Source organism: Brevundimonas sp. (assembly GCF_013912005.1).
Taxonomy (GTDB): domain Bacteria; phylum Pseudomonadota; class Alphaproteobacteria; order Caulobacterales; family Caulobacteraceae; genus Brevundimonas.
On record NZ_JACESB010000019.1, the window covers coordinates 16368 to 38144 of the forward strand.

The 21777-nt window shown below is 72.4% G+C and carries 23 protein-coding genes, 1 tRNA gene and 1 other RNA gene; 15 read left to right on the forward strand and 10 right to left on the reverse strand.

What is annotated here, in order from left to right; translation table 11 throughout:
• Positions 1 to 46 precede the first annotated feature (46 nt).
• Genes thrS through H2038_RS11690 form a run of 4 tightly spaced genes read right to left on the reverse strand, consistent with a single transcriptional unit; the run spans position 47 to position 3592 of the window.
• Positions 47 to 1969: a threonine--tRNA ligase gene (gene thrS / locus H2038_RS11675; RefSeq protein WP_292113276.1), complete on the reverse strand. Its 1923-nt coding sequence runs from the start codon at positions 1967 to 1969 to the stop codon at positions 47 to 49.
• Positions 1966 to 2223 (reverse strand): membrane protein insertion efficiency factor YidD, encoded by a 258-nt coding sequence (gene yidD, locus H2038_RS11680; protein WP_292113279.1) that lies wholly within the window; start codon positions 2221 to 2223, stop codon positions 1966 to 1968. Before yidD ends, thrS begins: the two co-directional genes overlap by 4 nt.
• 45 nt (positions 2224 to 2268) lie before the next feature.
• Positions 2269 to 2739, reverse strand: coding sequence for an iron-sulfur cluster assembly scaffold protein (locus tag H2038_RS11685; protein ID WP_292113281.1), 471 nt, complete (start codon positions 2737 to 2739; stop codon positions 2269 to 2271).
• 43 nt (positions 2740 to 2782) lie between these two features.
• Complete coding sequence (locus H2038_RS11690) at positions 2783 to 3592, reverse strand: tetratricopeptide repeat protein (RefSeq protein WP_292113284.1); 810 nt, start codon at positions 3590 to 3592, stop codon at positions 2783 to 2785.
• A gap of 94 nt (positions 3593 to 3686) precedes the next feature.
• On the opposite strand from H2038_RS11690, the gene H2038_RS11695 reads away from it, so the two are divergent.
• Both H2038_RS11695 and H2038_RS11700 read left to right on the forward strand, forming a co-directional pair.
• Positions 3687 to 5072 (forward strand): M17 family metallopeptidase, encoded by a 1386-nt coding sequence (locus H2038_RS11695; protein WP_292113287.1) that lies wholly within the window; start codon positions 3687 to 3689, stop codon positions 5070 to 5072.
• A gap of 178 nt (positions 5073 to 5250) precedes the next feature.
• On the forward strand, positions 5251 to 6033 hold the full coding sequence (locus H2038_RS11700) for an NlpC/P60 family protein (RefSeq protein ID WP_292113290.1): 783 nt from the start codon (positions 5251 to 5253) through the stop codon (positions 6031 to 6033).
• Positions 6034 to 6097: 64 nt separating this feature from the next.
• Here the strand turns inward: H2038_RS11700 and H2038_RS11705 are convergent, their stop codons facing one another.
• Complete coding sequence (locus tag H2038_RS11705; RefSeq protein ID WP_292113294.1) at positions 6098 to 6850, reverse strand: cytochrome c family protein; 753 nt, start codon at positions 6848 to 6850, stop codon at positions 6098 to 6100.
• Between the two features lie 138 nt (positions 6851 to 6988).
• Between H2038_RS11705 and H2038_RS11710 the strand changes: the two genes are divergently transcribed.
• Entirely contained in the window at positions 6989 to 7729 is a 741-nt protein-coding gene (locus H2038_RS11710) for a 3-deoxy-manno-octulosonate cytidylyltransferase (RefSeq protein ID WP_292113297.1), read from the forward strand.
• A 60-nt stretch (positions 7730 to 7789) separates the two neighbouring features.
• On the opposite strand, the gene nudC is transcribed toward H2038_RS11710, so the two are convergent.
• Positions 7790 to 8722 carry an NAD(+) diphosphatase gene (gene nudC / locus H2038_RS11715; RefSeq protein ID WP_292113300.1) on the reverse strand — a complete coding sequence of 311 codons (933 nt, stop codon included), beginning with the start codon at positions 8720 to 8722 and terminating at the stop codon, positions 7790 to 7792.
• Between the two features lie 53 nt (positions 8723 to 8775).
• On the opposite strand from nudC, the gene H2038_RS11720 reads away from it, so the two are divergent.
• From H2038_RS11720 to H2038_RS11735, 4 genes are all read left to right on the forward strand, one after another.
• Positions 8776 to 9117, forward strand: a complete 342-nt coding sequence (locus H2038_RS11720) for a hypothetical protein (protein ID WP_292113303.1) — start codon at positions 8776 to 8778, stop codon at positions 9115 to 9117.
• A gap of 34 nt (positions 9118 to 9151) precedes the next feature.
• Positions 9152 to 9245: signal recognition particle sRNA small type (ffs, locus tag H2038_RS11725), an RNA gene on the forward strand.
• A 61-nt stretch (positions 9246 to 9306) separates the two neighbouring features.
• On the forward strand, positions 9307 to 11196 hold the full coding sequence (locus H2038_RS11730; RefSeq protein WP_292113306.1) for a DNA polymerase III subunit gamma/tau: 1890 nt from the start codon (positions 9307 to 9309) through the stop codon (positions 11194 to 11196).
• Between the two features lie 4 nt (positions 11197 to 11200).
• Complete coding sequence (locus H2038_RS11735) at positions 11201 to 11638, forward strand: hypothetical protein (RefSeq protein ID WP_292113309.1); 438 nt, start codon at positions 11201 to 11203, stop codon at positions 11636 to 11638.
• Positions 11639 to 11923: 285 nt separating this feature from the next.
• Here the strand turns inward: H2038_RS11735 and H2038_RS11740 are convergent, their stop codons facing one another.
• Positions 11924 to 12538: a malonic semialdehyde reductase gene (locus tag H2038_RS11740; RefSeq protein ID WP_292113311.1), complete on the reverse strand. Its 615-nt coding sequence runs from the start codon at positions 12536 to 12538 to the stop codon at positions 11924 to 11926.
• Between the two features lie 160 nt (positions 12539 to 12698).
• Here H2038_RS11740 and H2038_RS11745 point away from each other — a divergent pair, with 160 nt between their 5' ends.
• The 6 genes from H2038_RS11745 (at position 12699) to H2038_RS11770 (ending at position 16788) form a co-directional block, all read left to right on the forward strand.
• Positions 12699 to 13028: a YbaB/EbfC family nucleoid-associated protein gene (locus tag H2038_RS11745; protein WP_292113314.1), complete on the forward strand. Its 330-nt coding sequence runs from the start codon at positions 12699 to 12701 to the stop codon at positions 13026 to 13028.
• 10 nt (positions 13029 to 13038) lie between these two features.
• A complete protein-coding gene (gene recR, locus H2038_RS11750; protein ID WP_292113316.1) occupies positions 13039 to 13641 on the forward strand; it encodes a recombination mediator RecR in 603 nt (200 codons plus the stop codon).
• Between the two features lie 145 nt (positions 13642 to 13786).
• Positions 13787 to 15067, forward strand: a complete 1281-nt coding sequence (locus tag H2038_RS11755) for a DNA recombination protein RmuC (protein ID WP_292113319.1) — start codon at positions 13787 to 13789, stop codon at positions 15065 to 15067.
• A 74-nt stretch (positions 15068 to 15141) separates the two neighbouring features.
• On the forward strand, positions 15142 to 15603 hold the full coding sequence (locus tag H2038_RS11760) for a hypothetical protein (RefSeq protein ID WP_292113321.1): 462 nt from the start codon (positions 15142 to 15144) through the stop codon (positions 15601 to 15603).
• 10 nt (positions 15604 to 15613) lie between these two features.
• On the forward strand, positions 15614 to 15817 hold the full coding sequence (locus H2038_RS11765; RefSeq protein ID WP_292113324.1) for a helix-turn-helix transcriptional regulator: 204 nt from the start codon (positions 15614 to 15616) through the stop codon (positions 15815 to 15817).
• Positions 15814 to 16788: a TraB/GumN family protein gene (locus H2038_RS11770; protein WP_292113326.1), complete on the forward strand. Its 975-nt coding sequence runs from the start codon at positions 15814 to 15816 to the stop codon at positions 16786 to 16788. The genes H2038_RS11765 and H2038_RS11770 overlap by 4 nt, the downstream gene beginning before the upstream one ends.
• 10 nt (positions 16789 to 16798) lie before the next feature.
• Here H2038_RS11770 and H2038_RS11775 read toward each other — a convergent pair.
• Together H2038_RS11775 and H2038_RS11780 are read right to left on the reverse strand one after the other, a co-directional pair.
• Positions 16799 to 16872: transfer RNA gene (locus tag H2038_RS11775), tRNA-Gly, on the reverse strand.
• 77 nt (positions 16873 to 16949) lie between these two features.
• Positions 16950 to 18605 (reverse strand): amidohydrolase, encoded by a 1656-nt coding sequence (locus H2038_RS11780; RefSeq protein WP_292113328.1) that lies wholly within the window; start codon positions 18603 to 18605, stop codon positions 16950 to 16952.
• Between the two features lie 83 nt (positions 18606 to 18688).
• Between H2038_RS11780 and H2038_RS11785 the strand changes: the two genes are divergently transcribed.
• Positions 18689 to 19018 carry a hypothetical protein gene (locus tag H2038_RS11785; RefSeq protein WP_292113330.1) on the forward strand — a complete coding sequence of 110 codons (330 nt, stop codon included), beginning with the start codon at positions 18689 to 18691 and terminating at the stop codon, positions 19016 to 19018.
• Positions 19015 to 19446: a DUF488 family protein gene (locus tag H2038_RS11790; protein ID WP_292113333.1), complete on the forward strand. Its 432-nt coding sequence runs from the start codon at positions 19015 to 19017 to the stop codon at positions 19444 to 19446. Before H2038_RS11785 ends, H2038_RS11790 begins: the two co-directional genes overlap by 4 nt.
• Positions 19447 to 19602: 156 nt before the next feature.
• Here the strand turns inward: H2038_RS11790 and H2038_RS11795 are convergent, their stop codons facing one another.
• Entirely contained in the window at positions 19603 to 21777 is a 2175-nt protein-coding gene (locus tag H2038_RS11795; RefSeq protein ID WP_292113335.1) for a 3-hydroxyacyl-CoA dehydrogenase NAD-binding domain-containing protein, read from the reverse strand.

Genomic DNA, 21777 nt, shown 5'->3' on the forward strand with positions numbered 1-21777 from the left:
AAGCCCGCCCCGCGGACGCGGGGCGGGCTCTTTCGTTTCCGCCGGATCAGCGCCGCAGGTCGGGCGGCGTCGCCTCTTCGGTGAGGACCCGGATGGCCTCCTCGACCGAGACGACCTCCTGGGCCTGGGAGCCGAGCCGGCGCAGGGCGACCTTGCCCTCCTCGGCCTCCTTCTTGCCGACCACGGCGATGACCGGGACCTTGGCCACCGAGTGCTCGCGCACCTTGTAGCCGACCTTCTCGTTGCGCAGGTCGGTCTCGACCCGCAGCCCGGCCTTGCGGAACCTCGCCGCCACCTCCTCCGCATAGCCGTCGGCGTCCGAGACGATGGTCGCCACCACCGCCTGGACAGGCGCCAGCCACAGCGGGAAGGCCCCGGCGTAGTTCTCGATCATGATGCCGATGAAGCGTTCGAACGAGCCGAGGATGGCCCGGTGCAGCATCACGGGCCGGTGCTTCTGCCCGTCCTCGCCGACGTACTCCGCGCCCAGCCGCTCGGGCAGGACATAGTCCAGCTGGATGGTGCCGCAGGTCCATTCGCGGCCGATGGCGTCCTTGACGATGAAGTCCAGCTTCGGGGCGTAGAAGGCCCCGTCGCCCGGCGTCACCACCGGCTCCGAGCCGGCGGCGCGCGCCGCCTCGGCCATCTGCGCCTCGGCCTTGTCCCAGAACGCGTCGGTGCCGGCGCGCACCTCGGGCCGCGTGCCCAGGCTGATGTAGGCGGTCTCCATGCCGAGGTCCGAGTGGACCGACCGGGCCAGTTCGATGAAGGCCGCCGTCTCCTCGACGATCTGGTCCTCGCGGCAGAAGATGTGGGCGTCGTCCTGGGTGAAGCCGCGCACCCGCATCAGGCCGTGCAGGGCGCCGGACGGCTCATAGCGGTGGCAGGCTCCGAACTCGGCCATGCGCAGCGGCAGCTCGCGATACGACCGCTGGCCCTGGTCGAAGATCTGCACATGCCCCGGGCAGTTCATCGGCTTGAGCGACAGGGTCTCGCCCTCGACGGTCTCGCAGACGAACATGTTCGGCCGGTACTTGTCCCAGTGGCCCGAGGCCTCCCAGAACTTGCGGTCCAGCACCTGGGGCGTCTTCACCTCGACATAGCCCGCCGCCGTCAGCCGGCGGCGCATGTAGGCCTCGATCACCTGCCACAGCACCCAGCCCTTGGGGTGCCAGAACACCATGCCGCGGCCCTCTTCCTGCATGTGGAAGAGCTCCATCTGCCGGCCCAGCTTGCGGTGGTCGCGCTTCTCCGCCTCCTCGACCCGCTTCAGATAGGCGTCGAGGTCGGCCTGGCTGGCCCAGGCCGTGGCGTAGATGCGCTGCAGCTGCGGATTGCGGTGATCGCCGCGCCAGTAGGCGCCCGCCAGCTTGGTCAGCTTGAAGGCCTTGCCGACGAACTTGGTCGACGGGAAGTGCGGTCCCCGGCACAGGTCGACCCAGTCGCCCGTCGCATAGGTGGTGATGGTCTCGTCCGCCGGCAGGTCGCGGATCAGCTCGGCCTTGAAGGTCTCGCCCTTGGACTCGAACAGGGCGATGGCCTCGTCGCGGTCCCAGACCTGGCGGACCAGCTTCTCGTCGCGGTCCACGATCTCCGCCATCTTCTTCTCGATGGCCGCGAAGTCGTCGGTCGAGAACGGCTCCTCCCGGGCGAAGTCGTAGTAGAATCCGTCCTCGATGGCCGGCCCGATGGTCACCTGGGTGCCCGGGAACAGCTCCTGCACCGCCTGGGCCAGCACGTGGGCCGCGTCGTGGCGGATGGTCTCCAGCGCCTCCGGGTCGTCGCGCATGATCAGGCGGAAGGCGCCGCCTTCCTCCAGCGGCCGGTCGAGGTCGCGCTGGCGGCCGTTCAGCTCGACCAGCGCCGCGCGCTTGGCCAGCGACGGCGAGATGGAGGCGGCGACGTCCCGGCCGGTGGCCTCGGGCGGAAACTGTCGGACGGCGCCGTCGGGGAATTTCAGTTCGATCATCGGTCTGTCTTTTCGCGCGGCGGCACCGGATCGTAGGTCCAGTCCAGGCCGCTGAAGGGGTGGCATTTACAGAGGCGCCGGACTGTCAGCCATCCCCCCCGCAGCGGTCCGTGCTCGATCAGCGCGTCCCGCCCGTAGTCGGAGCAGGTCGGACGGAACCGGCACTGCTGCCCGATCAGAGGCGACAGCGTCAGCTTGTAGCCGCGATGGGCCAGCCGGACGCCGCGTTCGTAGAGAGTTCCGCCGGATGCCATGTCGCCGCGCTTATCCCCCGGCAGACGCGCAGGGGCAACGGGCGCTCAGGCCGCACCGGCGAGGCTAGTTCGCGTATCCGGCCCCTTGCGCCCCAGCGCCTGCCGCATCGCGTCCAGCGTCGCCTCGATGGCCACCATGGTCGAGGCGTGGCGGGCGGGGTAGTCCGCCACCTGCTTCAGGGCGCGCAGGCCCTCGAAGCGGCCTTCCGGACCGTCGCCGCCGGACTTCAGCATGGCCAGCATGGCGTCCCGGGCCTGGCCGATCTCGTCGAGGCTGGCCCCGATCACCGCCTCGCCCAGCACCCCGGCCGCCGCCTGGCCGAGGGCGCAGGCCTTCACGTCCTGGGCGAAGTCCGCGATCCGGCCCTCCGCGTCCAGCGCCACGTCGACGATGGCCCGGGAGCCGCACAGCTTCGCCGTCCGCTCGCCGACGCCTTCGGGCGCGGCCAGCCGGCCGGCGCGCGGCATGTTCGCCGCGAGGCCGAGAATGCGCGCGCTGTAGAGCTCGTCGATCATGCCGGGAAGATAGGCGCTCCCGCCCGCTCCGTGAAGGCGGGGTTCAGCTCCCCTGCAGGGAGTCCCAGGTGCGCGCGCTGGCCTGTTCCGCGCCGCCGATGCGCGCGCGCAGCCAGGCGAGGTTGGCGTCGGCCTGTTCCGGCGGCAGGGCCCGGCGCAGGATCTGCTCGGCCTCGGGGAGATTGCCGTTCAGGCCGAGGGCCATGGCGAGATTCAGCCGCACCTTCAGCGAGGCGTCCGGCCGCGCGGCGGCGCGCCGCAGCAGCGGCTCCGCGGCCGCGTTGTCGCCGCGCACCATGGCCGCGACCGCCATGTTGGCCAGCACGTCGGGATTCTCCGGCGACAGCTCCAGGGCGCGGCCCCAGGCGGCGCGGGCGTCGTCGGCGCGGCGCACCTGCTCGTAGGCGGTTCCCAGCAGCGACCAGACGCGCCAGTCGTCGGGCCGGGCGTCCCGCGCCGTCTCGAGCGCCTGGATGCCGTAGAAGGCCTGTCCGCGGGCGATGTGGCCGCGGCCCGCCTCCAGCATGGCCTCGACGTTGCCCGGCTGCACCAGCAGCACCCGCTGCGCCATCTCGGCGGCCTGGTCGTAGCGGCCGAGCTCGCGCAGCGCCTGCGCCGCCTTGACCCCGGCGACCGGATCGCGCGGGTCGATGTCCGCCTGCTCGGTCCAGAACACCGAGCGGCTCAGGGCGTCGGCGCGGTCGTAGGCGGCGCGGGTCTCGGCGTTGGCGGGCGCACGCGTCCGGGCCGGAGCGGCGGCCGGATCCGCGGCGGGCGCCTGCTGCGCCAGCGCCGGGGAGGCGAGGGCGGCGAGAACGGCGATGGTTGCGATGCGGGCGGTCGTGCGCGACATGGAAGGCGCTCCGGAAGGGTCGGCCCGCAGGGTCGCCGTTCCGCGTCAACTGCTGGTTAACGAAGCCCGCGCGCCGGGCCGGAAAGTCCGTCCCATGTCCGTCCTGCACCCCGACCTCCTCACGTCCGACGCCGCCGGCGCCCTGCCGGTGCGCGTCCTCGCCCCCGGAGCCGCCCTCGAAGGGGCCGCGGCGGCCTGGGCCCGCGCCCACGACTTCTCCGGCAAGGCGGGCCAGCTGGTGGTGCTGCCCGGGGCGGACGGGGCTCCGGCCGGGGCCCTGTTCGGGGCGGGCGAGCGGTTCGACCCGATGTCGGTCCGGGCCCTGGCGGCGAAGCTGCCGGACGGCCTGTGGCGTCTCGAGGGCGTCGACGGCGAGGCGGCGTCGCTGGCGGCCCTGGCCTTCGCACTCGGCGCCTGGCGGTTCGACCGCTACAAGGCCCGCTCCGGTCCGCGCCCGCGCCTCGCCGCGCCCGGAGTCGACGTGGCTCCCCTGCTGGACATCGCCGCCGCCTGCGCCCTGGCGCGCGAGATGGTCGACACCCCGGCCGCCGACATGGGCCCCCTGCAGATCGAGACCATCGCCCGCGAGATCGCCGAGGCCTCGGGCGCGGCCCTGACCGTCGTCGCCGGCGACGACCTGCTGGAGCGGAACTACCCCGCCGTCCACGCGGTCGGCCGCGCCGCCGCCCCGCACCGGGCCCCGCGGGTGATCGAGCTCGGCTGGAACCTCGACCGCGCCGACCTGCCGCTGGTCGCCCTCGTCGGCAAGGGGGTGGTGTTCGACACCGGCGGTCTCGACATCAAGCCGGCCGCCGGCATGCGCCACATGAAGAAGGACATGGGCGGCGCCGCCCATGCCCTCGCGCTCGGCCGGCTGGTCATGCAGGCCGGCCTGCCGGTACGGCTGGTGGTGCTGGTCGCCGCGGTGGAGAACGCCATCTCCGGCGACGCCTTCCGCCCGGGCGACGTCCTCGCCAGCCGCAAGGGGCTGACCATCGAGGTCGGCAACACCGACGCCGAGGGCCGGCTGATCCTCGCCGACATCCTGACCCGGGCCGGCGAGCATGCGCCCGAGGTGACGCTCGACTTCGCCACCCTGACCGGCGCCGCCCGCATCGCCCTCGGGCCGGAGCTGCCGCCGCTCTACACGGACGACGAGGCCCTGGCCGCGGACCTGCTGGAGGCGTCCCGCGCCGTGGCCGATCCGCTGTGGCGCATGCCGCTGTGGCCCGGCTACCGCCCGGCGCTGGAGGCGGAGATCGCCGACCTCCGCAACGATCCCGCCGCCTGGGCCCAGGCCGGCTCGGTCACCGCCGCCCTGTTCCTGCAGAAGTTCGCCCCGACCACCGGCGCCTGGGCCCACATGGACATCTTCGCCTGGAACCCGCGCGCCCGACCCGGCTGGCCCGAGGGCGGCGAGGCCCAGGGCCTGCGCGCCGCCTTCGCCATGCTGTCGCGCCGCTTCCCGGCGAAGGGATGAGGGATGAGGGATGAGGGAAGAGGGGACAGGGGACAGGGATGAGGGATCGCCGCGCATCCCTCATCCCTCATCCCTCATCCTTCTTCTCCGTGTTTCCGCCGATGCGAATTGACCGCGTCCGTTAACGGCCCTTTCGGCATCCCGCGGCATGATGCCGTTTCAACCGGACGAGCCCTGTTTGACCGCAGCCGCCGCACAGTTTGACCCCCGCACCACCCTGGCGCGGCCCGACCTCGCCGAGCAGGCGCTGGAGGGCCTCGTGCGCGCTGCGACCTACCGCCGCGCCACCGCCATGCGCTGCACCGCGCCCGTGGCCGCCATCCATGCCGACGTCGGGGCGTCGGGCGCGCCGGTCGACGAACTGATCTTCGGCGAGGCCTTCGAGGTGCTCGAGATCCGCGGCGACCGGGCCTGGGGCCAGGCGCGTCGGGACGGCGTGGTCGGCTGGATCGATCGCGCCGCCCTCGCCGAGGGCGCCCCGATCCCCGCCGCCCGGGTCGCGGCCGTCGGCGCCGCCCTGCCGCTGAACGCCCTCGTCGTCGAGGGCGGCGGCGACGATCTCCGGCCGGTCGGCGAGTTCGAGCGCGATCCGGTGGCCGTGGCCGAGCGCCTGCTCGGCGTGCCGCACCGTCCCGGCGGCCGCTCCTCCCGCGCCACCGACTGCTGCGGCCTTGTGCAGCAGGCCCTCTACGCCTGCGGCCGTCCCGCCCCGCGCTACGCCGACCAGCAGGCGGAGCTCGGCGAGCCGGTGAGTCGCGCCGATGCGCGTCGCGGCGATCTGGTCGTCTGGCTGCACGCGGGGGAGGGGCCCTGGAACGGCCACTCGGCCTTCCTGCTGGAGGGCGGGCGCGTCCTGCACGCCACCGGCCGGCACGGCGCGGTGGTCGTCGAGCCGCTCGCCGAGGCCGAGGCCCGCTACGCCGCCGACGGTTTCAGCCCGCCCCTGTTCCGCCGCCTCTGAACCTCGCCGCCAACGAAAAAGGCCCCGCCGTCGCCGGCGGGGCCTTCGCGTGTTCAGCGCCGGCTCAGCGGGGCAGGGAGTTCTGCGCCGCGGCCTCGTCGGGCGAGCCGGGAGTGGCCTGCTGGAGCGTGGACTGCGCCGCCGGTCCGGTGATCGGCGCGCCGCCGGCCTGACCGCCCAGCTCTTCGGCCGCCTCATTGGCGCCCGGAGCCACCGGAGCCCCCTCGGCGCCCTCGGCCGGCGCCGCGGCGCCCGGCTGGCGGGCCGGATCCGGCGCCGGGATGGCGTAGCCGCCCGAGCCCTGGCTGCGCAGGTAGGCGATCAGGTTGATGCGGGTCTGCTGGTCGCGGATGCCGGCGAAGGACATCTTGGTGCCCGGCACGTGACGGCCCGGGTTGGTGATGAACTGGTCCAGCTCGTCGTAGGTCCAGTTCGGAGCCTCGGCCTTGTGGGCGCTCATGGCGTCCGAATAGGCGAAGCCGGCGGCGTGCATCACGGGGCCGCCGACGACGCCGAACAGGTTCGGGCCGATGCCGTTGGCGCCGCCCTGCGCCACATTGTGGCAGGCCTGGCAGCGGGCGAAGGCGGCCTCGCCGGCGGCGAGGTCGGCGGCCGGGAGCACCGTGCCCCAGTCCGGCGGCAGCTCGACTTCGGCGGCGCCGCCCGCGGCCTCTTCCGGCGCGTCGACGAAGTAGCCCATCTTTTCAGGGGCTTCGGTGTGGTAGATCGCGCCCGTCAGCTGCTGGACGCCGATGATGACGAAGGCGGTCGCCAGACCGGCGCCGAGAATCTTGTTCCACTTCAGATCGCCGCTCATGCGCGTCGTCGCATCCCGTCCGTTAGGGCCCGGCCGCAGGGACGGCGGGCGAATTCTTGCGTGGGCGTCTCTTACACGCTAGCGCGGCCTTCGCAACCGGCCCGGACCTGCCCGGGCGTCGCAGGCGGCGTTCGACCGATGAATCCCCTGATCCTCATCCCCGCCCGCATGGCCGCGACCCGCCTCCCGGGCAAGCCGCTGGCCGACATCGGCGGCCGTCCGATGATCGTCCGGGCGTACCAGCAGGCGGCCGCCTCGGGACTGCCCGTCGCCGTCGCCGCCGGGGATGCGGAGATCGTCGCGGCGGTCGAGGCGGCCGGCGGACGGGCCGTGCTCACCGATCCCGACCTGCCCTCCGGCTCCGATCGCATCCGCGCGGCGCTCGCGGCCATCGATCCGGACGGCCGCCACGACGCGGTGATCAACCTGCAGGGCGACATGCCGTTCGCCGACCCCGGCCTGGCGCAGGCCTGCGCCGGCCTGCTGGCGGCCGAGCCCGCCTGCGACATCGCGACCCTGGTTGCGCCCGAGGCGGACGCCTCCGACCGCGCCAACCCGGACGTGGTCAAGGCCGTGCTGGCCCTGCCCGAGGGCGCCCGCCACGGCCGCGCCCTCTACTTCACCCGCTCGACCCTCTACGGCGACGGCCCGGTCTGGCGCCACATCGGCCTCTACGGCTACCGCCGCGCCGCCCTCGAACGATTCTGCGCCGCTCCCCCGTCGCCGCTGGAGCGCCGCGAAAAGCTGGAGCAGCTGCGGGCGCTGGAGATGGGGCTCCAGATCTGGGCCGCCGTCATCGACGCGGCGCCGCTGTCCGTGGACAGTCCGGCGGATCTGGCTGAAGCGAGGCAGCAGGCGGCAGGCGGCAGGCAGCCCTAGGTCCGGGCCCGGGGCGGCGCCGCACGGGCTCCATGCTGCCTGCTGCCTGCTGCCTGCTGCCTAAAGCTCCCCCTCCTCCACCCACGCCTCCAGCAGCCGCCGCGCGATCGCGATCCGCGCCGGCGCCCTGATCTCCGGATGGGTCCCCGCCAGCACCGCCCGCGCCTCGTCCCGCGTCAGCCAGGCCACCGCCTCCAGCTCCGTCTGGTCCGGGGCGGCCTGGTCCGAATCGACCTCGCACAGCAGGCCGATCATCAGCTGCGACGGGAACGGCCACGGCTGGCTGGAATGGTAGCGCACCGCCGTCACCGTCAGTCCGGCCTCCTCCGCCACCTCCCGGGCGCAGGCCTCCTCGATCGTCTCGCCCGGCTCGAGGAAGCCGGCCAGGGCCGACATCCGCCCCGCCGGCCAGCTGGCCTGCCGCCCCAGCAGACAGACCGGCTCCGGCCCGCCGCGGTACACTGGCAGCATGATGGTCACCGGGTCGACGCGCGGAAAATGCTCGGTCCGGCAGGCCGGGCAGATCCGCTTCCAGCCCCCCGCCGCCGTCTCGCTCTCCACCCCGCAGGCGGCGCAGAAGCCGTGCCGCGCCCGCCAGTCGAACAGGCTCTTGGCCGTCCCCGCCATGGCCGCGTCGGCCCCGGACAGCAGGGCGGCGGCCTCGCGCATCTCCATGAAGGCGCCCAGCCCGGCCAGCGGCCCGGCCGCCGGATCCAGCGAGCTCTCCACCTCGACGGCGAAGACCGGCGCTTCCTTCCAGAGCCCGAGGAACAGCTCGCGGTCGGGCACGACCGCCCGCGCATGCTCCAGCCCCAGCCACGCCAGCCGCGGTCCGTCGGCATGGTCCTCGACCAGCGGCCGGCCCTGCCAGAGCGCCATGGCCACGGCTTCGGGATTGGCCGCCTGTTCGGCCAGCCAGGCGGGATCGTTGCGCCGGTCGCCCGCCCGGTCGAGCGGATTGCCGGCGAAGGTGTTGAGGGCGGGAAGGGGCATGGACCTTTCACTAGCCCAAGCCCTGCGCCATTGTCGCCGGCGGGGAGGGTGGAATGCGATTGTCGATCTGGCTGACGACGTTCGGGCTCAACACTATCCTGCTGGGCCTGATGGTCAGCAGTCTTTGGGAGCCCTTTGGCGTCCCGGCCGCGGTTCAGTTCCCCGTGGTGCTTGTCGCCTATGCGGTTTTTGGTCTCTTTTACCTGAGGTGCCCGGTGTGCCGGAGTTCCACGTCTGGCTGGTGGATTTGCGGTGAGGGCCTGTTTTCAATCTACTTTTTTGCGCCCTTCGCGAACCCCGGTCGATGCAACCGTTGCGGCTTGGGCTTCCACCGACACGGATTTGGCGACGACGTGAAGGATCTTCGCCGTCGCTGGCGTCTGGATAATCCCTGATCTTGATCTCGGCGCGCCTAACCGCGATATAGGCCTCGGAGATCGCGGGCGAAGGCTTCGCCAACCTGGTCAGGGCCGGAAGGCAGCAGCCACAACGAATCCCCCTTCGGGTCGCGGTCTCCACCCTTCATCCCCGACATCTTGAAGTCCCGCTCTTAGCGTCGGCGTGCGCTCACGCTATGACGGGGCATGAGCCACAGCGACCCGAGTCTCGACGGTCCCCCCTGGGACGAGGACGCCCCCGAAGGCGAGGCCCCGGAGCGCGACCCCAACACCGGGGACATGTTCGGCGCCCCCGAGCCCGCCGGCATGCGCGAGGCCGAGGCGGCCGCCGCCCCGGTCGAGGCTGCGCCCGCGGCCCCGCAGCCGGTCGCGACCGCCGCTCCGGCTCCCGGGGCGGAGGCGCCCGCCGGCGACGGCGAGGCCTACACCGTCCTGGCCCGCAAATACCGGCCGCGCACCTTCGAGGACCTGATCGGCCAGGAGGCCATGGTGAGGACGCTCACCAACGCCTTCGCCACCGGCCGCATCGCCCACGCCTTCATGCTCACCGGCGTCCGCGGGGTGGGCAAGACCACCACCGCCCGCCTGCTGGCCCGCGCCCTGAACAACGAGACGGACGCCATCGACCGTCCCTCGCTGGCCCTGACCGCCCACGGCCGACACGACGCCGCCATCATGGCCGGCCAGCACATGGACGTGATGGAGATGGACGCCGCCTCGCACACCGGCGTCAACGACATCCGCGACATCCTCGAGAGCGTCCGCTACGCCCCCGTCGAGGCGCGCTACAAGGTCTACGTCCTCGACGAGGTCCACATGCTGTCGACGCAGGCGTTCAACGCCCTGCTGAAGACGCTGGAGGAGCCGCCGCCGCACGCCAAATTCATCTTCGCCACCACCGAGATCCGCAAGGTCCCGGTGACCATCCTCAGCCGCTGCCAGCGTTTCGACCTGCGGCGGGTGGAGCCGGAGATCCTCGTCGACCACCTGGGCCGCATCGCCGAGCGGGAGGGCATGCGCATCGAGCCGGACGCCCTGGCCCTGATCGCCCGCGCCGCCGAGGGTTCGGTGCGCGACGGCCTGTCGCTGCTCGACCAGGCCCTCGTCCAGGCCGAAAAGGGCGAGCTGGTCCAGACCGCCACCGTCCGCGACATGCTGGGCCTCGCCGACCGCAGCCAGACCATCGCCCTGTTCGAGGCGATCATGGCCGGCCGCACCCCCGAGGCGCTGGAGCTGTTCCGCACCCTCTACGGCTACGGCGCCGACCCGGTGCAGGTCACCAACGACCTGCTCGAACACTGCCACGCCGCCTCGGTCGCCAGGATGCTGGGACCGCAGGCCACCCGCCTGCCCAACGACCAGGCGCAGAAGCTGGCCGGCCTGGGGGCGGTGATCTCGGCCGGGACCCTGTCGCGCACCTGGCAGATGCTCCTCAAGGCGCTGGACGAGGTGCGCCGCGCCCCCAGCCCCGCCGACGCGGTGGAGATGGCCATCGTCCGGCTCGCCTACGCGGCCGACCTGCCCGGGCCGGAGGAGGCCCTGAAGGCCCTGCGCGACGGCGAGCCGGTCGGCGGCGGCCCGTCGGGCCAGCTCCCGCGCGGTTCCGGCGGCGGCGGGGCCTCCGCCCAGCTGGCCGCCCGCCCGGCTCCCGCCCCGGCCGCCCTGCCGGATCCCCAGACCTTCGAGGCGGTCGTCGCCCTGATCGGCGAGAAGCGCGAGGTCGGCCTGCAGATGGACGTGCAGCGCTACGTCCGCCCGGTCGCCTTCAAGCCCGGGGCCATCACCTACGAGAGCGTCGAGGGGGCCCCGGTCGACCTCGCCCGCAAGCTGGCCTCCCGCCTCAAGGACTGGACGGGCCGCACCTGGCTGATCGCCGCCAACGGCCAGGGCGGCGGCGAGACCATGATCGAGATCGACCGCCGCAAGCGCGCCGAGGAGCGCGCCGCGGTCGAGGCCGACCCCTTCGTCGCCGCCGTCATGGAAGCCTTCCCCGGCGCGAAGATCGGCGAGATCCGCACCCTGGCCGCGCCGGTGGAGCTGCCGGCGATTCCGGACGAGGCGGGGGAGGAGGAGTAGGGGGTTGGCGCTGCGGCCTTCCGAGATCCGAACCGCCCTCGTCACCGGGCTGGGCGTGCATCTCTTGGGCTCAGCCTTCTATCTTCAGGCTCTGACCTTCTCCCGGTTCTGGCAAACGGCGGTTGTGTTTGCGGTGTCGGGACTGCTGCTCGCCGTCGCGCATCGAGAACAGCCTCGACGCCGCCGCCTGCATGCGGCGCTGCGGGAGCGGGGCATCCCCTCGGCTCCCATTTCCACCGCTGCCTATCTCGCGCTCCTGTGCCTGGCAGCGCTCATGATCGCCCTCCCGACCGCCCTTTGGTTGACGATGCGGGGCGTTCCCGAGCGACTGGATTTCTGGCTGGGTGTGGGCTGGCTGTGCTGGACCGCGCTGGCCGGCCTATTGTCATGGCTGCGCTGGAAGGAGGCGCAGATGCTGGAGCGGGGCGCCCGCGCCTTGTGAAGGCGCGTGGCGCTTGCGGCGTTCGCCGACAAGACTGCACGACCAGACGCCGCCGCCTTGTCATCCCGGACGCCGCAAAGCGGCGATCCGGGACGCCTGACCCCACAATCCCATCCTCCCGGACGCTGCGTCAGCAGCGAGCCGGGAGACAGGTCAGGGCCGGAGCCGGGAGCAAGCCGTCTCCCGGACAGCCGCTGCGCGGCTTCCGGGAGGGTCAGCGACTTTGGGTGGGTCCCCGTCCCGGCTCTCCGCTTCGCTTCGGCCGGGATGACAAGGGCGTGCCCCCTACACGATCTCCGCCGCCTCCTCGAACGCCAGCCGCGGCGAGCGGGGGAACAGGTTCTCGTCCGAGCCGTAGCCGAGGTTGACGATGAAGTTCGGCTCCACGTTCGTTCCAGCGAAGAACTCCGCCTTCACCCCCGCCGGGTCGAAGCCCGACATCGGGCCGACGTCGAGGCCCAGCGCCCGGGCGGCGATGAGGAAGTAGCCGCCCTGCAGCGAGCTGTTGCGGAAGGCCGCCTCGCGCCGGGCGGCCTCGTCGGCGAACCAGTCCTTCGCGCCCGGGGCGTGCGGGAACAGCCGGGGCAGGGTCTCGGGGAAGTCGAGGTCCATGCCGATGATCACGTTCACCGGCGCCTGCAGGGTCTTGGCCCGGTTGCCCTCGCTCATCAGCGGGGCCAGCCGCGCCTTCGCCTCGGGCGAGGTCACGAACACGAAGCGGGCCGGGGTGTTGTTCACCGCCGTCGGCCCGAACCGGGTCAGGTCATAGAGCCGGCGCAGCAGCTCTTCGGGCACCGGCCGGTCGGTCCAGCCGTTGCGCGTGCGCGCCTCGGTGAACAGCTGGGCCAGGACCGGATCGGCCACCGGCCGGTCGCGGGAGACGGAAGCGTCGAACGCCATGGGGGAACCCTCCTGATTGGAACAGCAACAACTGCAGTACCAATTAGGGCGAACGCGGCGGCGCGCCAGAGGGTCTGGAACAAATTGTGTTGCAGATGCCCTCGAAAGGGCGGGGGCCGCCCCCCTGTCGCGCCCGCTCCGAACCGCCTATCTAGGGGGGATGAAAGACCTTACCGCCCTGATGCAGCAGGCCCAGGCGATGCAGCAGCGACTGCAGGACGCCCAGGCGAAGATGGCCGAAAGCACCGCGACCGGCTCCTCCGGCGGCGGCCTCGTCACCATGGTCCTGAAGGGCCCGGGCGAGATCGCCTCGGTGACCATCGACGACAGCCTGATGGTTCCCGGCGAGGGCGAGATCCTCGCCGACCTGATCGTCGCCGCCCACGCCGACGCCAAGCGCAAGCTGGACGAGGTCAACGCCGCCCTGATGCGCGAGGCCGCCGGCCCGATGGCGGGGATGAACATCCCCGGCATGCCGAAGCTGTTCTGACGAAGCGCGCGTGGCCGCCTCCGCCGGACCCGAGATCGAGCGGCTGATATCGCTGCTGGCGAAGCTGCCCGGCATGGGCCCGCGTTCGGCCCGGCGCGCCGCCCTGGCCCTGCTCAAGAAGCGCGAACAGCTGCTCGCGCCGCTCGCCGCCGCCCTGCAGGAGACCGCCGACAGGGTGACCTCGTGCAGCGTCTGCGGCGCGCCGGACACCCGCGACCCCTGCTCGATCTGCTCCGACGGCAGCCGCGACAACGGCCTGATCTGCGTGGTCGAGGAGGCCGGCGCCCTGTGGGCCATGGAGCGCTCGGGCGCCTTCCGCGGCAAGTACCACGTGCTGGGCGGCCTGCTGTCGGCGCTCGACGGCGTCGGCCCCGACGCCCTGCGCGTCGCGGAACTGGTCGGCCGGGTGAAGGGCGGCGAGGCGAAGGAGGTGGTCCTGGCCCTGCCCGCCACCGTCGACGGCCAGACCACCGCCCACTACCTCGCCGAACGGCTCGCCGGCTCGGGCGTGGAGATCACCTCGCTGGCGCGCGGCGTCCCGGTCGGCGGCGAGCTCGACTGGCTCGACGACGGCACTATCGTCCAGGCCCTGCGGGCGCGCCGACCGGCCTGACCCGCCTGCGTCCGAATCTGGCGCAGCCGGGCGGCACACTGCCCGCATCGGGACCCGGTTCGGGACTCCCGGGACTCCCGGGACACCCTTTTTCGCGCCGAACCAGCCATGGCCCGCCCCGCCGACTCCCGTTAAGGAACGGAGCATGAACGTTGATCTGGTCGCCTTCCTCGCCGCCGCCGTCGTCGCCCTGGTCGCCCTCGCCTGGGCCCTGATGGAGCGCCGCCGCGCCGCCGCCGCCGAGACCCGGAACTGGGAGCTGCGCGAGCGCCACGCCGAGGCCGAGGCCCGCCTGCGCCTCGTCGAGGACCAGGCCGCCACCCAGGCCGAGCTGCTCCGCGCCCAGGCCCGCGAGTCGGCCAGCACGGTCGCAGAGGAGCTGCTCAAGCGCACCGACGAGACCTTCCGCAACCGCGAGCTGATGGCCCGCGAGCGGATGGAGGCGCAGCTGAAGCCGGTGGCCGAGACGCTCAGGCGGTTCCAGGAGCATGTCGCGGCGCTTGAGAAGGCCCGCACCGAGGAGACCGGCGGGCTGAAGGAGCAGCTGGCCCAGCTGATGGCGGCTTCCAGCGCCACCCGCGACGAGGCGCGCAAGCTGACCGAGGCCCTGCGCGGCAACACCGGCCGCCGCGGCCGGTGGGGCGAACAGACCTGCCGCAACGTGCTGGAGGCCGCCGGCATGGCCGGGCGGTTCGACTTCGAGGAACAGACCTCGACCGCCGACGAGGCCGGCCGCCAGCAGCGGCCCGACTTCGTCGTCCGCCTGCCCGGCGGCGGCATGTTCGTGATCGACGCCAAGGTGCCGCTGGCCTTCGCCGACGAGGGGGAGGGCGACGAGGAGGCCCGCGCCCGCGCCGCCTCCATGCGCACCGCCGCCAGCATGAAGACCCACGTGCGGCAGCTGTCGTCCAAGGCCTACCAGGACCAGTTCAAGCCGAGCCCCGACTTCGTCGCCATGTTCGTGCCCGGCGACGCCTTCCTCGCCGCGGCGCTGGACCACGAGCCGGACCTGATGACCACGGCCATGGCCTCGCGGGTGGTGATCGTCACCCCCACCACCCTGTTCGCCCTGTGCAAGGCCGTGGCCTACGGCTGGCGCGCCGAGGAGCAGTCGCGCAACGCCGAGCAGGTCGCGAAGCTGGGCAAGGAGCTCTACAAGCGCCTGTCGGTGATGGGCGGTCACGCCGCCGCTGTCGGCCGCGCCCTCGACACCGCCGTGGGCAAGTACAACCAGTTCGTCGGCTCGCTCGAGAGCCAGGTCATGGTCTCGGCCCGCCGCTTCGAGGACCTGCACGTCGACCACGAGGGCAAGCAGCTGCCGGAGCTGCCGCCGGTCGAACAGTCGCCGCGCGGCCTCACCCGGCCCGAACTGCTCGCCGCCGACAAGGCCGAGGGGCCCCGTCTCGTCGCCGGGCCCGCCGAGTAGACAAGGACGCTTGACAGCGCGCGCGGGCACCGGGTAAAGCTAGCTTGTCATTTGGACAAGGATGTTTGCCTGCCATGGCTCGAGGCCTGAAACGCGTCGCCCTCTACACCCTCCTCGGCTTCCTCGCCTTCTTCGCGCTGATGGTCGCCACCGGCTTCTTTATCGGGAGCCAGGCCGCCCGCGGCGTGGACGTGGACGCGGACCGACTGACCTTCTGGCTCGCCGCCGGCGTGGCGGTGGTCTGCATGACCGGCGCCATGGCCATCACCGTCGGCTGGATGCGGGCCATCGACGAGGCCGCGCGCGAAGCCCACAAGTCGGCCTGGTTCTGGGGCGGCTGCGGCGGCATGGCCGTGGCCGGCGTCCTCTTCATTCTCGCCTCGACGCCCCTGGCGGCCGCCCTCCAGCCGCCCTCCTGGTTCCTCGGACGCACCGATCCGGCCGCCTATATGGCGACCGGCGCGGCGATCCTCGCCCTGCTCATGACCGCCGGCTACACCCTCGCCTGGGCGTGGTGGTGGTGGCGGCGCCGGTGAGGGTCGTCCCGTGAACAACCGCCTCAAGGTGCTCCGCGCCGAACGCAACTGGAGTCAGGCCCATCTCGCCGAGGCCCTCGGCGTCTCGCGCCAGACCGTCAATGCGCTCGAGACCGGCCGCTACGACCCCTCCCTGCCGCTGGCCTTCCGCATCGCCCGGGTCTTCGGCCAGCCCATCGAATCCATCTTCCACGACGAGGATCCCGCCCCATGACCTTCCGTCCGCTCCGCCTCGCCGCCGGCGTGGCCCGCGCCGCCCTCGGAACGGCCCTCGGCCTCGGCCTCGCCGCCGCCATCGCCCTGCAGCCGGCCCGGGCCCTCGCCCAGACGCTCGCGCCCGCCCCCGCCGCCGAACGCCCCGCCGTGGCCCGGGCCGAAGGCGCCGGTCCGGCCCTGTGGGTGATCCGCGACGCCGACTCGACCATCTATCTGTTCGGCACGGTTCACATGCTGCGCCCGACCACGGCCTGGAGTTCGGAGCGGGTGGAGCGGGCCTTCGCCGAGGCCGACGAGCTGTGGCTGGAGATCTCCAACCCGGACGACCAGGCGGCCCTCGTGCCGCTGATCCAGCAGCACGGCGTCGACCCGACCCAGCGCCTGACGCTGAAGCTGTCGTCCGGCGAGCTGACCCTGTTCGACAACGCCGCGCGCACCATGGGCGCCAACGCCATGGCCATGGACAACCTGCGGCCGTGGCTGGCCGCCCTGACCCTGTCGATCGCGCCGCTGCAGCGCGCCGGCTACGATCCGCAGTCGGGGGTGGAGCTGATCCTCAAGGCCCGCGCCGAGGCGGCGGGCAAGCCCGTGAAGGGCTTCGAGACCATCGACCGGCAGGTGCGGATCCTCGCCGGCTTCCCCGAGGCCGACCAGATGGCCTTCCTGACCAGCACCCTGGACGCCTTCGAGGACGCCCCCGTCGAGCTGGATCGCCTCGTCGAGGCCTGGGCGCGCGGCGATGTCGCCGTGATCGAGGCGCTGGGCGTCGCCGACATGCGCGAGGAGAGCGAGGCCATCTACCAGGCCCTGCTGGTCCAGCGGAACGCAGACTGGGCCGGCCAGATCCAGCAGCTGCTGGCCGGCGAGGGCACAGCCTTCGTCGCCGTCGGCGCCGCCCACCTCGCCGGCGACGACAGCGTCCAGCGCCTGCTGGAGCAGCGCGGCGTGAACGTCGAGACGGTGCAGTAGGGGGGGAGGCTGGAGCGGGCAGCGGGAATCGAACCCGCACGAAAAGCTTGGGAAGCTTTCAGGCTACCACTACATCATGCCCGCGGAGCCGGACGCAGATTTAGGGCCAACGGCGGAAAGCATCAAGCGGGGCGGCTCCGAAAGGGCCGCCCCGTTTCGCGTCACTCGGCGCGGTGGACGACGACCCCGTCGACCACGGTCAGGGTCGCCCTGCCGCCGAGGATGTCGGCGGGCGCGGCGGTCATCAGGTCGACGTCGAAGGCGGTCAGGTCGGCGCGCTTGCCGACCTCGATGGTGCCCAGCTCGGCTTCGCGGAAGCTGGCGTACGCCGGCCAGAGGGTGAACATTTTCAACGCCGTGGCGCGGTCCACCGCCTCCAGCGGCCGCCAGTCGGGGCCCTGGAAGCCCTGCAGGTCGGCGCGGGCGATGGCGGCGTAGAACTCGATCAGGGGGGAGCCGCGCTCGACCGGGGCGTCGGAGCCCCCGACCACGATCACTCCCCGGTCGACCAGGCTGCGCCAGGCATAGGCGCCGTCCAGCCGCGCGTCGCCGAGGCGGGCCGGGGCGAAATGCAGGTCGCCGATGGCGTGGCTGGGCTGCATCGAGGCGATGATCGGCAGGTCCTGGAACCAGTGGTAGTCGGCCGGACGCAGGATCTGGGCGTGCTCGATGCGCCAGCGCACGTCGGCGCCGTTGGGCCGCTCCGACGGGGCCACGCCCGCCAGCGCCTGCTGGTACCACTCGGCCACCGAGGCGTTGCCCCGGTCGCCGATGGCGTGGGTCGCGATCTGGATGCCCGCCCGCAGCGCCTGCTCGTACAGCGGCACGATCTCCTGCTCGCCGATCTGCATCAGGCCGGTCGTGTCGGGGCGGTCGGCGTAGGGCGCGAACAGGGCGGCGCCGCGCGAGCCCAGGGCGCCGTCCGCGTAGTACTTCACCGCGCGGGTGATCACCCGCCCGTCGGCCACGCTGCGCGGACCCGAGGCGAACAGGGCCTGCGCCCCGTCCGGGGTGACGCTGTTGTAGACCCGCAGCGGGGCCTCGCCGGCCTCGGCCATCTGCTCCAGCAGGGGGATGTCCCGCCACGGGGCGCTCATGAAGTGGACGCCGGTCCAGCCGTACGCCGCCTCGACCCGGAAGCCGGCGCGGTAGGCCTCGCGCAGGGCCTCGGGGTCGGCCTGGGGCATCAGCTCCGCGACCAGCTGTTCGGCCGCATCGACCAGCAGGCCGGTGGGTCGGCCCTGGTCATCCTTGAGGATCTCCCCGCCGGACGGGGCCGCAGTCGAGGCGTCGATCCCGGCGGCCGCCAGGGCGGCGCTGGAGGCGACCACGGCGTGGCCGTCGGCCCGGCCCAGCAGGACGACGCGGCCCGGCGCGGCGGCGTCCAGATCGGCGGCGGTGAGGAAGCGCGCCTCGGGCCAGTGCGTCTCGATCCAGCCGCGGCCGACGATCGGCCCCTCGGGGTGAGCCTCGGCCCAGGCGGTCAGGCGGGCCATGGCCTCGGCGACCGAGGCCGAGCCTTCGAGGTTGAGGGTCAGTTCGCGCCAGCCGATCCCGTCGAGGTGGGCGTGACCGTCGGTGAAGCCGGGGAACAGGGCGGAGCCCTTCAGGTCGACGGCCTCCAGCCCGTCCGCCGCCGGCGCATCCGCGGCCGACCCCACCCAGGCGATGCGTCCGTCGCGCACCTGCACCACCTCGGCCGTCGGGGCGGCCTCCACGCCGGTGTAGATCGGCCCGCCGCGGATCACGAGGTTCTGGGCCTGCGCGGACGTGGCCGCCCCGGTGAGCAGGAGGGCGAGGAGCAGGGTGCGGCGCATCTGACGGTTCCTGAGGCTGGCGGGCTCCGGACTCGCAATATCCCGGGGGCTGCGTCAAGCTCGCGCACGAACAGGAGCCTTCCATGATCCTTCCGATGCTTGCGTTGCTGGCCGCCGATGCGCCGAGCCTCGAGCAGGCCCGCACCTGTCAGGCGCACATGGAGATCATGATCCAGGAGGCGGCCCGCGACGGCGGCCACGTGGCCGGGCCGACCTGGTTCATCCGCGACTGGTGGAGGCTGAAGGCGATCGAGGCGGGCGCGCCCGAGGATGACGGGACCGAGCTGGCGGCCGCCACGGCCGTCCTCGGCGTCATGAGCGTGACCGAGCCGAAGCAGTTCAGCGCCGGGCGGCAGGCCTGCGTCGACATCGCCGTCGAGGCCGGGGCCGTGCCGGGGATGGGCCCGGCATGAAGCTGTTCACCATCGGCTACGAGGGCGAGCCGCAGGCGGCGGTGATCGACCGGCTGAAGGCGGCGGGCGTGAAGGTGCTGGCCGACGTGCGGGCGGTGGCCGCGTCGCGACGGGCCGGCTTCTCCAAGACGGTGCTGGGCTCCAGCCTCGCCGAGGCGGGGATCGAATACGTCCACCTGCGCGATCTCGGCACGCCCAAGGCGGGGCGGGACGCGGCGCGGGCGGGGCGGATCGGCGAGATGCGCTCGATCTTCGCCGACCACATGCAGGAGCCGCCGTCCCGGCTGGCCTTCGAACGGCTGCGCGAGATCGCGAAGGACCGGCCCACCGCCCTGCTGTGCTTCGAGGCCGAACACGCCGGCTGCCACCGCGCCGTGCTGGCCGAACGGCTGCAGGCCGAGGACGGGTTCGAGGTGGTGAACCTCTAGGTCCCCTCTCGCCTTGCGGGAGAGGGAGACCGCACGCGGCGGCGAAGCCGTTGCCCTTGTGCGGTCGGGTGAGGGGTCGCACGGTCGCCGTGTGCGCGACCCCTCATCCGACCCGCTTCGCGGGCCACCTTCTCCCGCAAGGGGAGAAGGGCAGGATTACGCCGCCGCCTTCTGCCCGGCGAACTTGCCGTAGAAGGTCTCGCCCTTCGCCGCCATGTCGCGCAGCAGCTGCGGGGGCGAGAAGCGGTCGCCGTACTTCGCCGCATAGACGTCGGCCTGCTCGACGAAGGCCTTCAGCCCGATCTGGTCGATCATGGTGATCGGACCGCCGGTCCAGGGCGCGAAGCCCCAGGCCAGGATGGCCCCGACGTCGGCCTCGCGCGGGTCGTCGATGACGCCCTCTTCCCAGCAGCGGGCTACCTCGACCGCCTGGCGGTAGAGCAGGCGGCGCTTCTGGTCCTCGACCATCTCCGGCGTGGAGTCGTTGATCGTCACCGGAGCGAGGTCCGACAGGCCGGACCACAGCTTCTTCGGCTTGCTGTCGTAGTCGTAGAAGCCCTTGCCGTTCTTGCGGCCGTAGCGGCCGAGGTCCTCGACCATGGTCTGGACGATCTTCCAGCCCGGCAGCGGCTGGTAGGCGTCCCCGAGGTCTTCCTTCGTCTGCTTCGCGATCTTGACCGACAGGTCCAGCGCCACGTCGTCGTGCATCTCCAGCGGGCCGCGCGGCATGCCGGTCATGCGGCCGATGTTGTCGATCAGGGCGGGGGCGTAGCCCTCCTCCAGCATGGCCAGACCCTCGGCGACATAGGTGCCGAAGCAGCGCGAGGTGTAGAAGCCGCGCCCGTCGTTGACGACGATCGGGGTCTTCCTGATCTTCATGACGTAGTCGAGGGACTTCGCCAGCGCTTCCTGGCCGGTCTTCTCGCCCATGATGATCTCGACCAGCATCATCTTGTCGACCGGCGAGAAGAAGTGGATGCCGATGAAGTCCTCCGGCCGCACCGAGGCTTCGGCCAGGCCGGTGATCGGCAGGGTCGAGGTGTTGGAGCCGAACACGGCGCCCGGCTCCAGCTGGGCCTCGGCCCGCTTCGTCACGTCGGCCTTGATCTCGCGGTTCTCGAACACCGCCTCGATGACGAGGTCCGAGCCCTTGATCAGGTCATAGTCGGTGGTCGCCGTCACGGAGGCGAGCAGGGCGTCGTATTTCGCCTGGTCGATCTGGCCGCGCGACAGCCGCTTCTTCAGCAGTTCGGCGACATGGGCCTTGCCCTTGTCGGCGCTCTCCTGGTCGCGGTCGATCAGGATGGTCTCGATGCCGGCCATGGCCTGCACATAGGCGATGCCCGCGCCCATCATGCCGGCGCCCAGCACGGTGACCTTCTTCGGGTCGGACTTGGGCACGCCGGCCGGGCGCACGGCGCCCTTGTCGAGCTCCTGCTTGGACAGGAACAGCGAGCGGATCATGCCCTGGGCCTGGGGCGTCATCAGGGTCTTGATGAAGTAGCGGGTCTCGATGCGCAGGGCCGCGTCCATCGGCACCTGCACGCCCTCGTAGACGGCCTTCATCAGGTTCAGCACGGCCGGGTAGTTGCCGTAGGACTGCTTGCGCAGCATGGCGTTGCCGACGAGGAAGTTCTGGATGCCGGCGGGGTGGTAGGGGCCGCCGCCCGGAAGCTTGAAGGACTTCTCGTCCCACGGCTGGACGGCCTTGCCGCCGCCCTTGATCCACGCCTTCGCCGCCTCGACCTCGCCGCCCTTCGCGACGACCTCGTGGATGATGCCCGCGCCCTTGGCGTCATTGGGGCGGAAGGACTTGCCCTCGCTCATGGCCATCATCGCCGCCTGGACGCCGATCAGGCGGGTCAGGCGCTGGGTGCCGCCGCCGCCGGGGAACAGGCCGACCTTGATCTCCGGCAGGCCCAACTGGATCTTCGGATCGTCGCCGGCGACCCGGTAGTGGCAGGCCAGGGTCAGCTCCAGGCCGCCGCCGAGGGCCAGGCCGTTGATCGCCGCGGCGACCGGCTTGCCGCAGGTCTCGAGGGCGCGCAGGGCCCCGTTCAGCCGCCAGCCGGCGTCATAGGCCGCCTGCAGGTCCGCCCCGCCGAGCATGCCCGCCGCCATGTCGCCGAGGTCCGCCCCGGCGCAGAAGCCGCTGGTCTTGCCCGAGGTCAGCACCGCGCCCTTGATGGCGTCGTCGGTCTTCACCCGTTCGACCCACTGCGGGATCTCGGCCATGACGCCCGAGGTCAGGGTGTTCATCGACCGTCCGGGGACGTCGAAGGTGATCAGGGCGATGCCGTCGGCGTCGACGTCGATCTTGAAGTTTTCCAT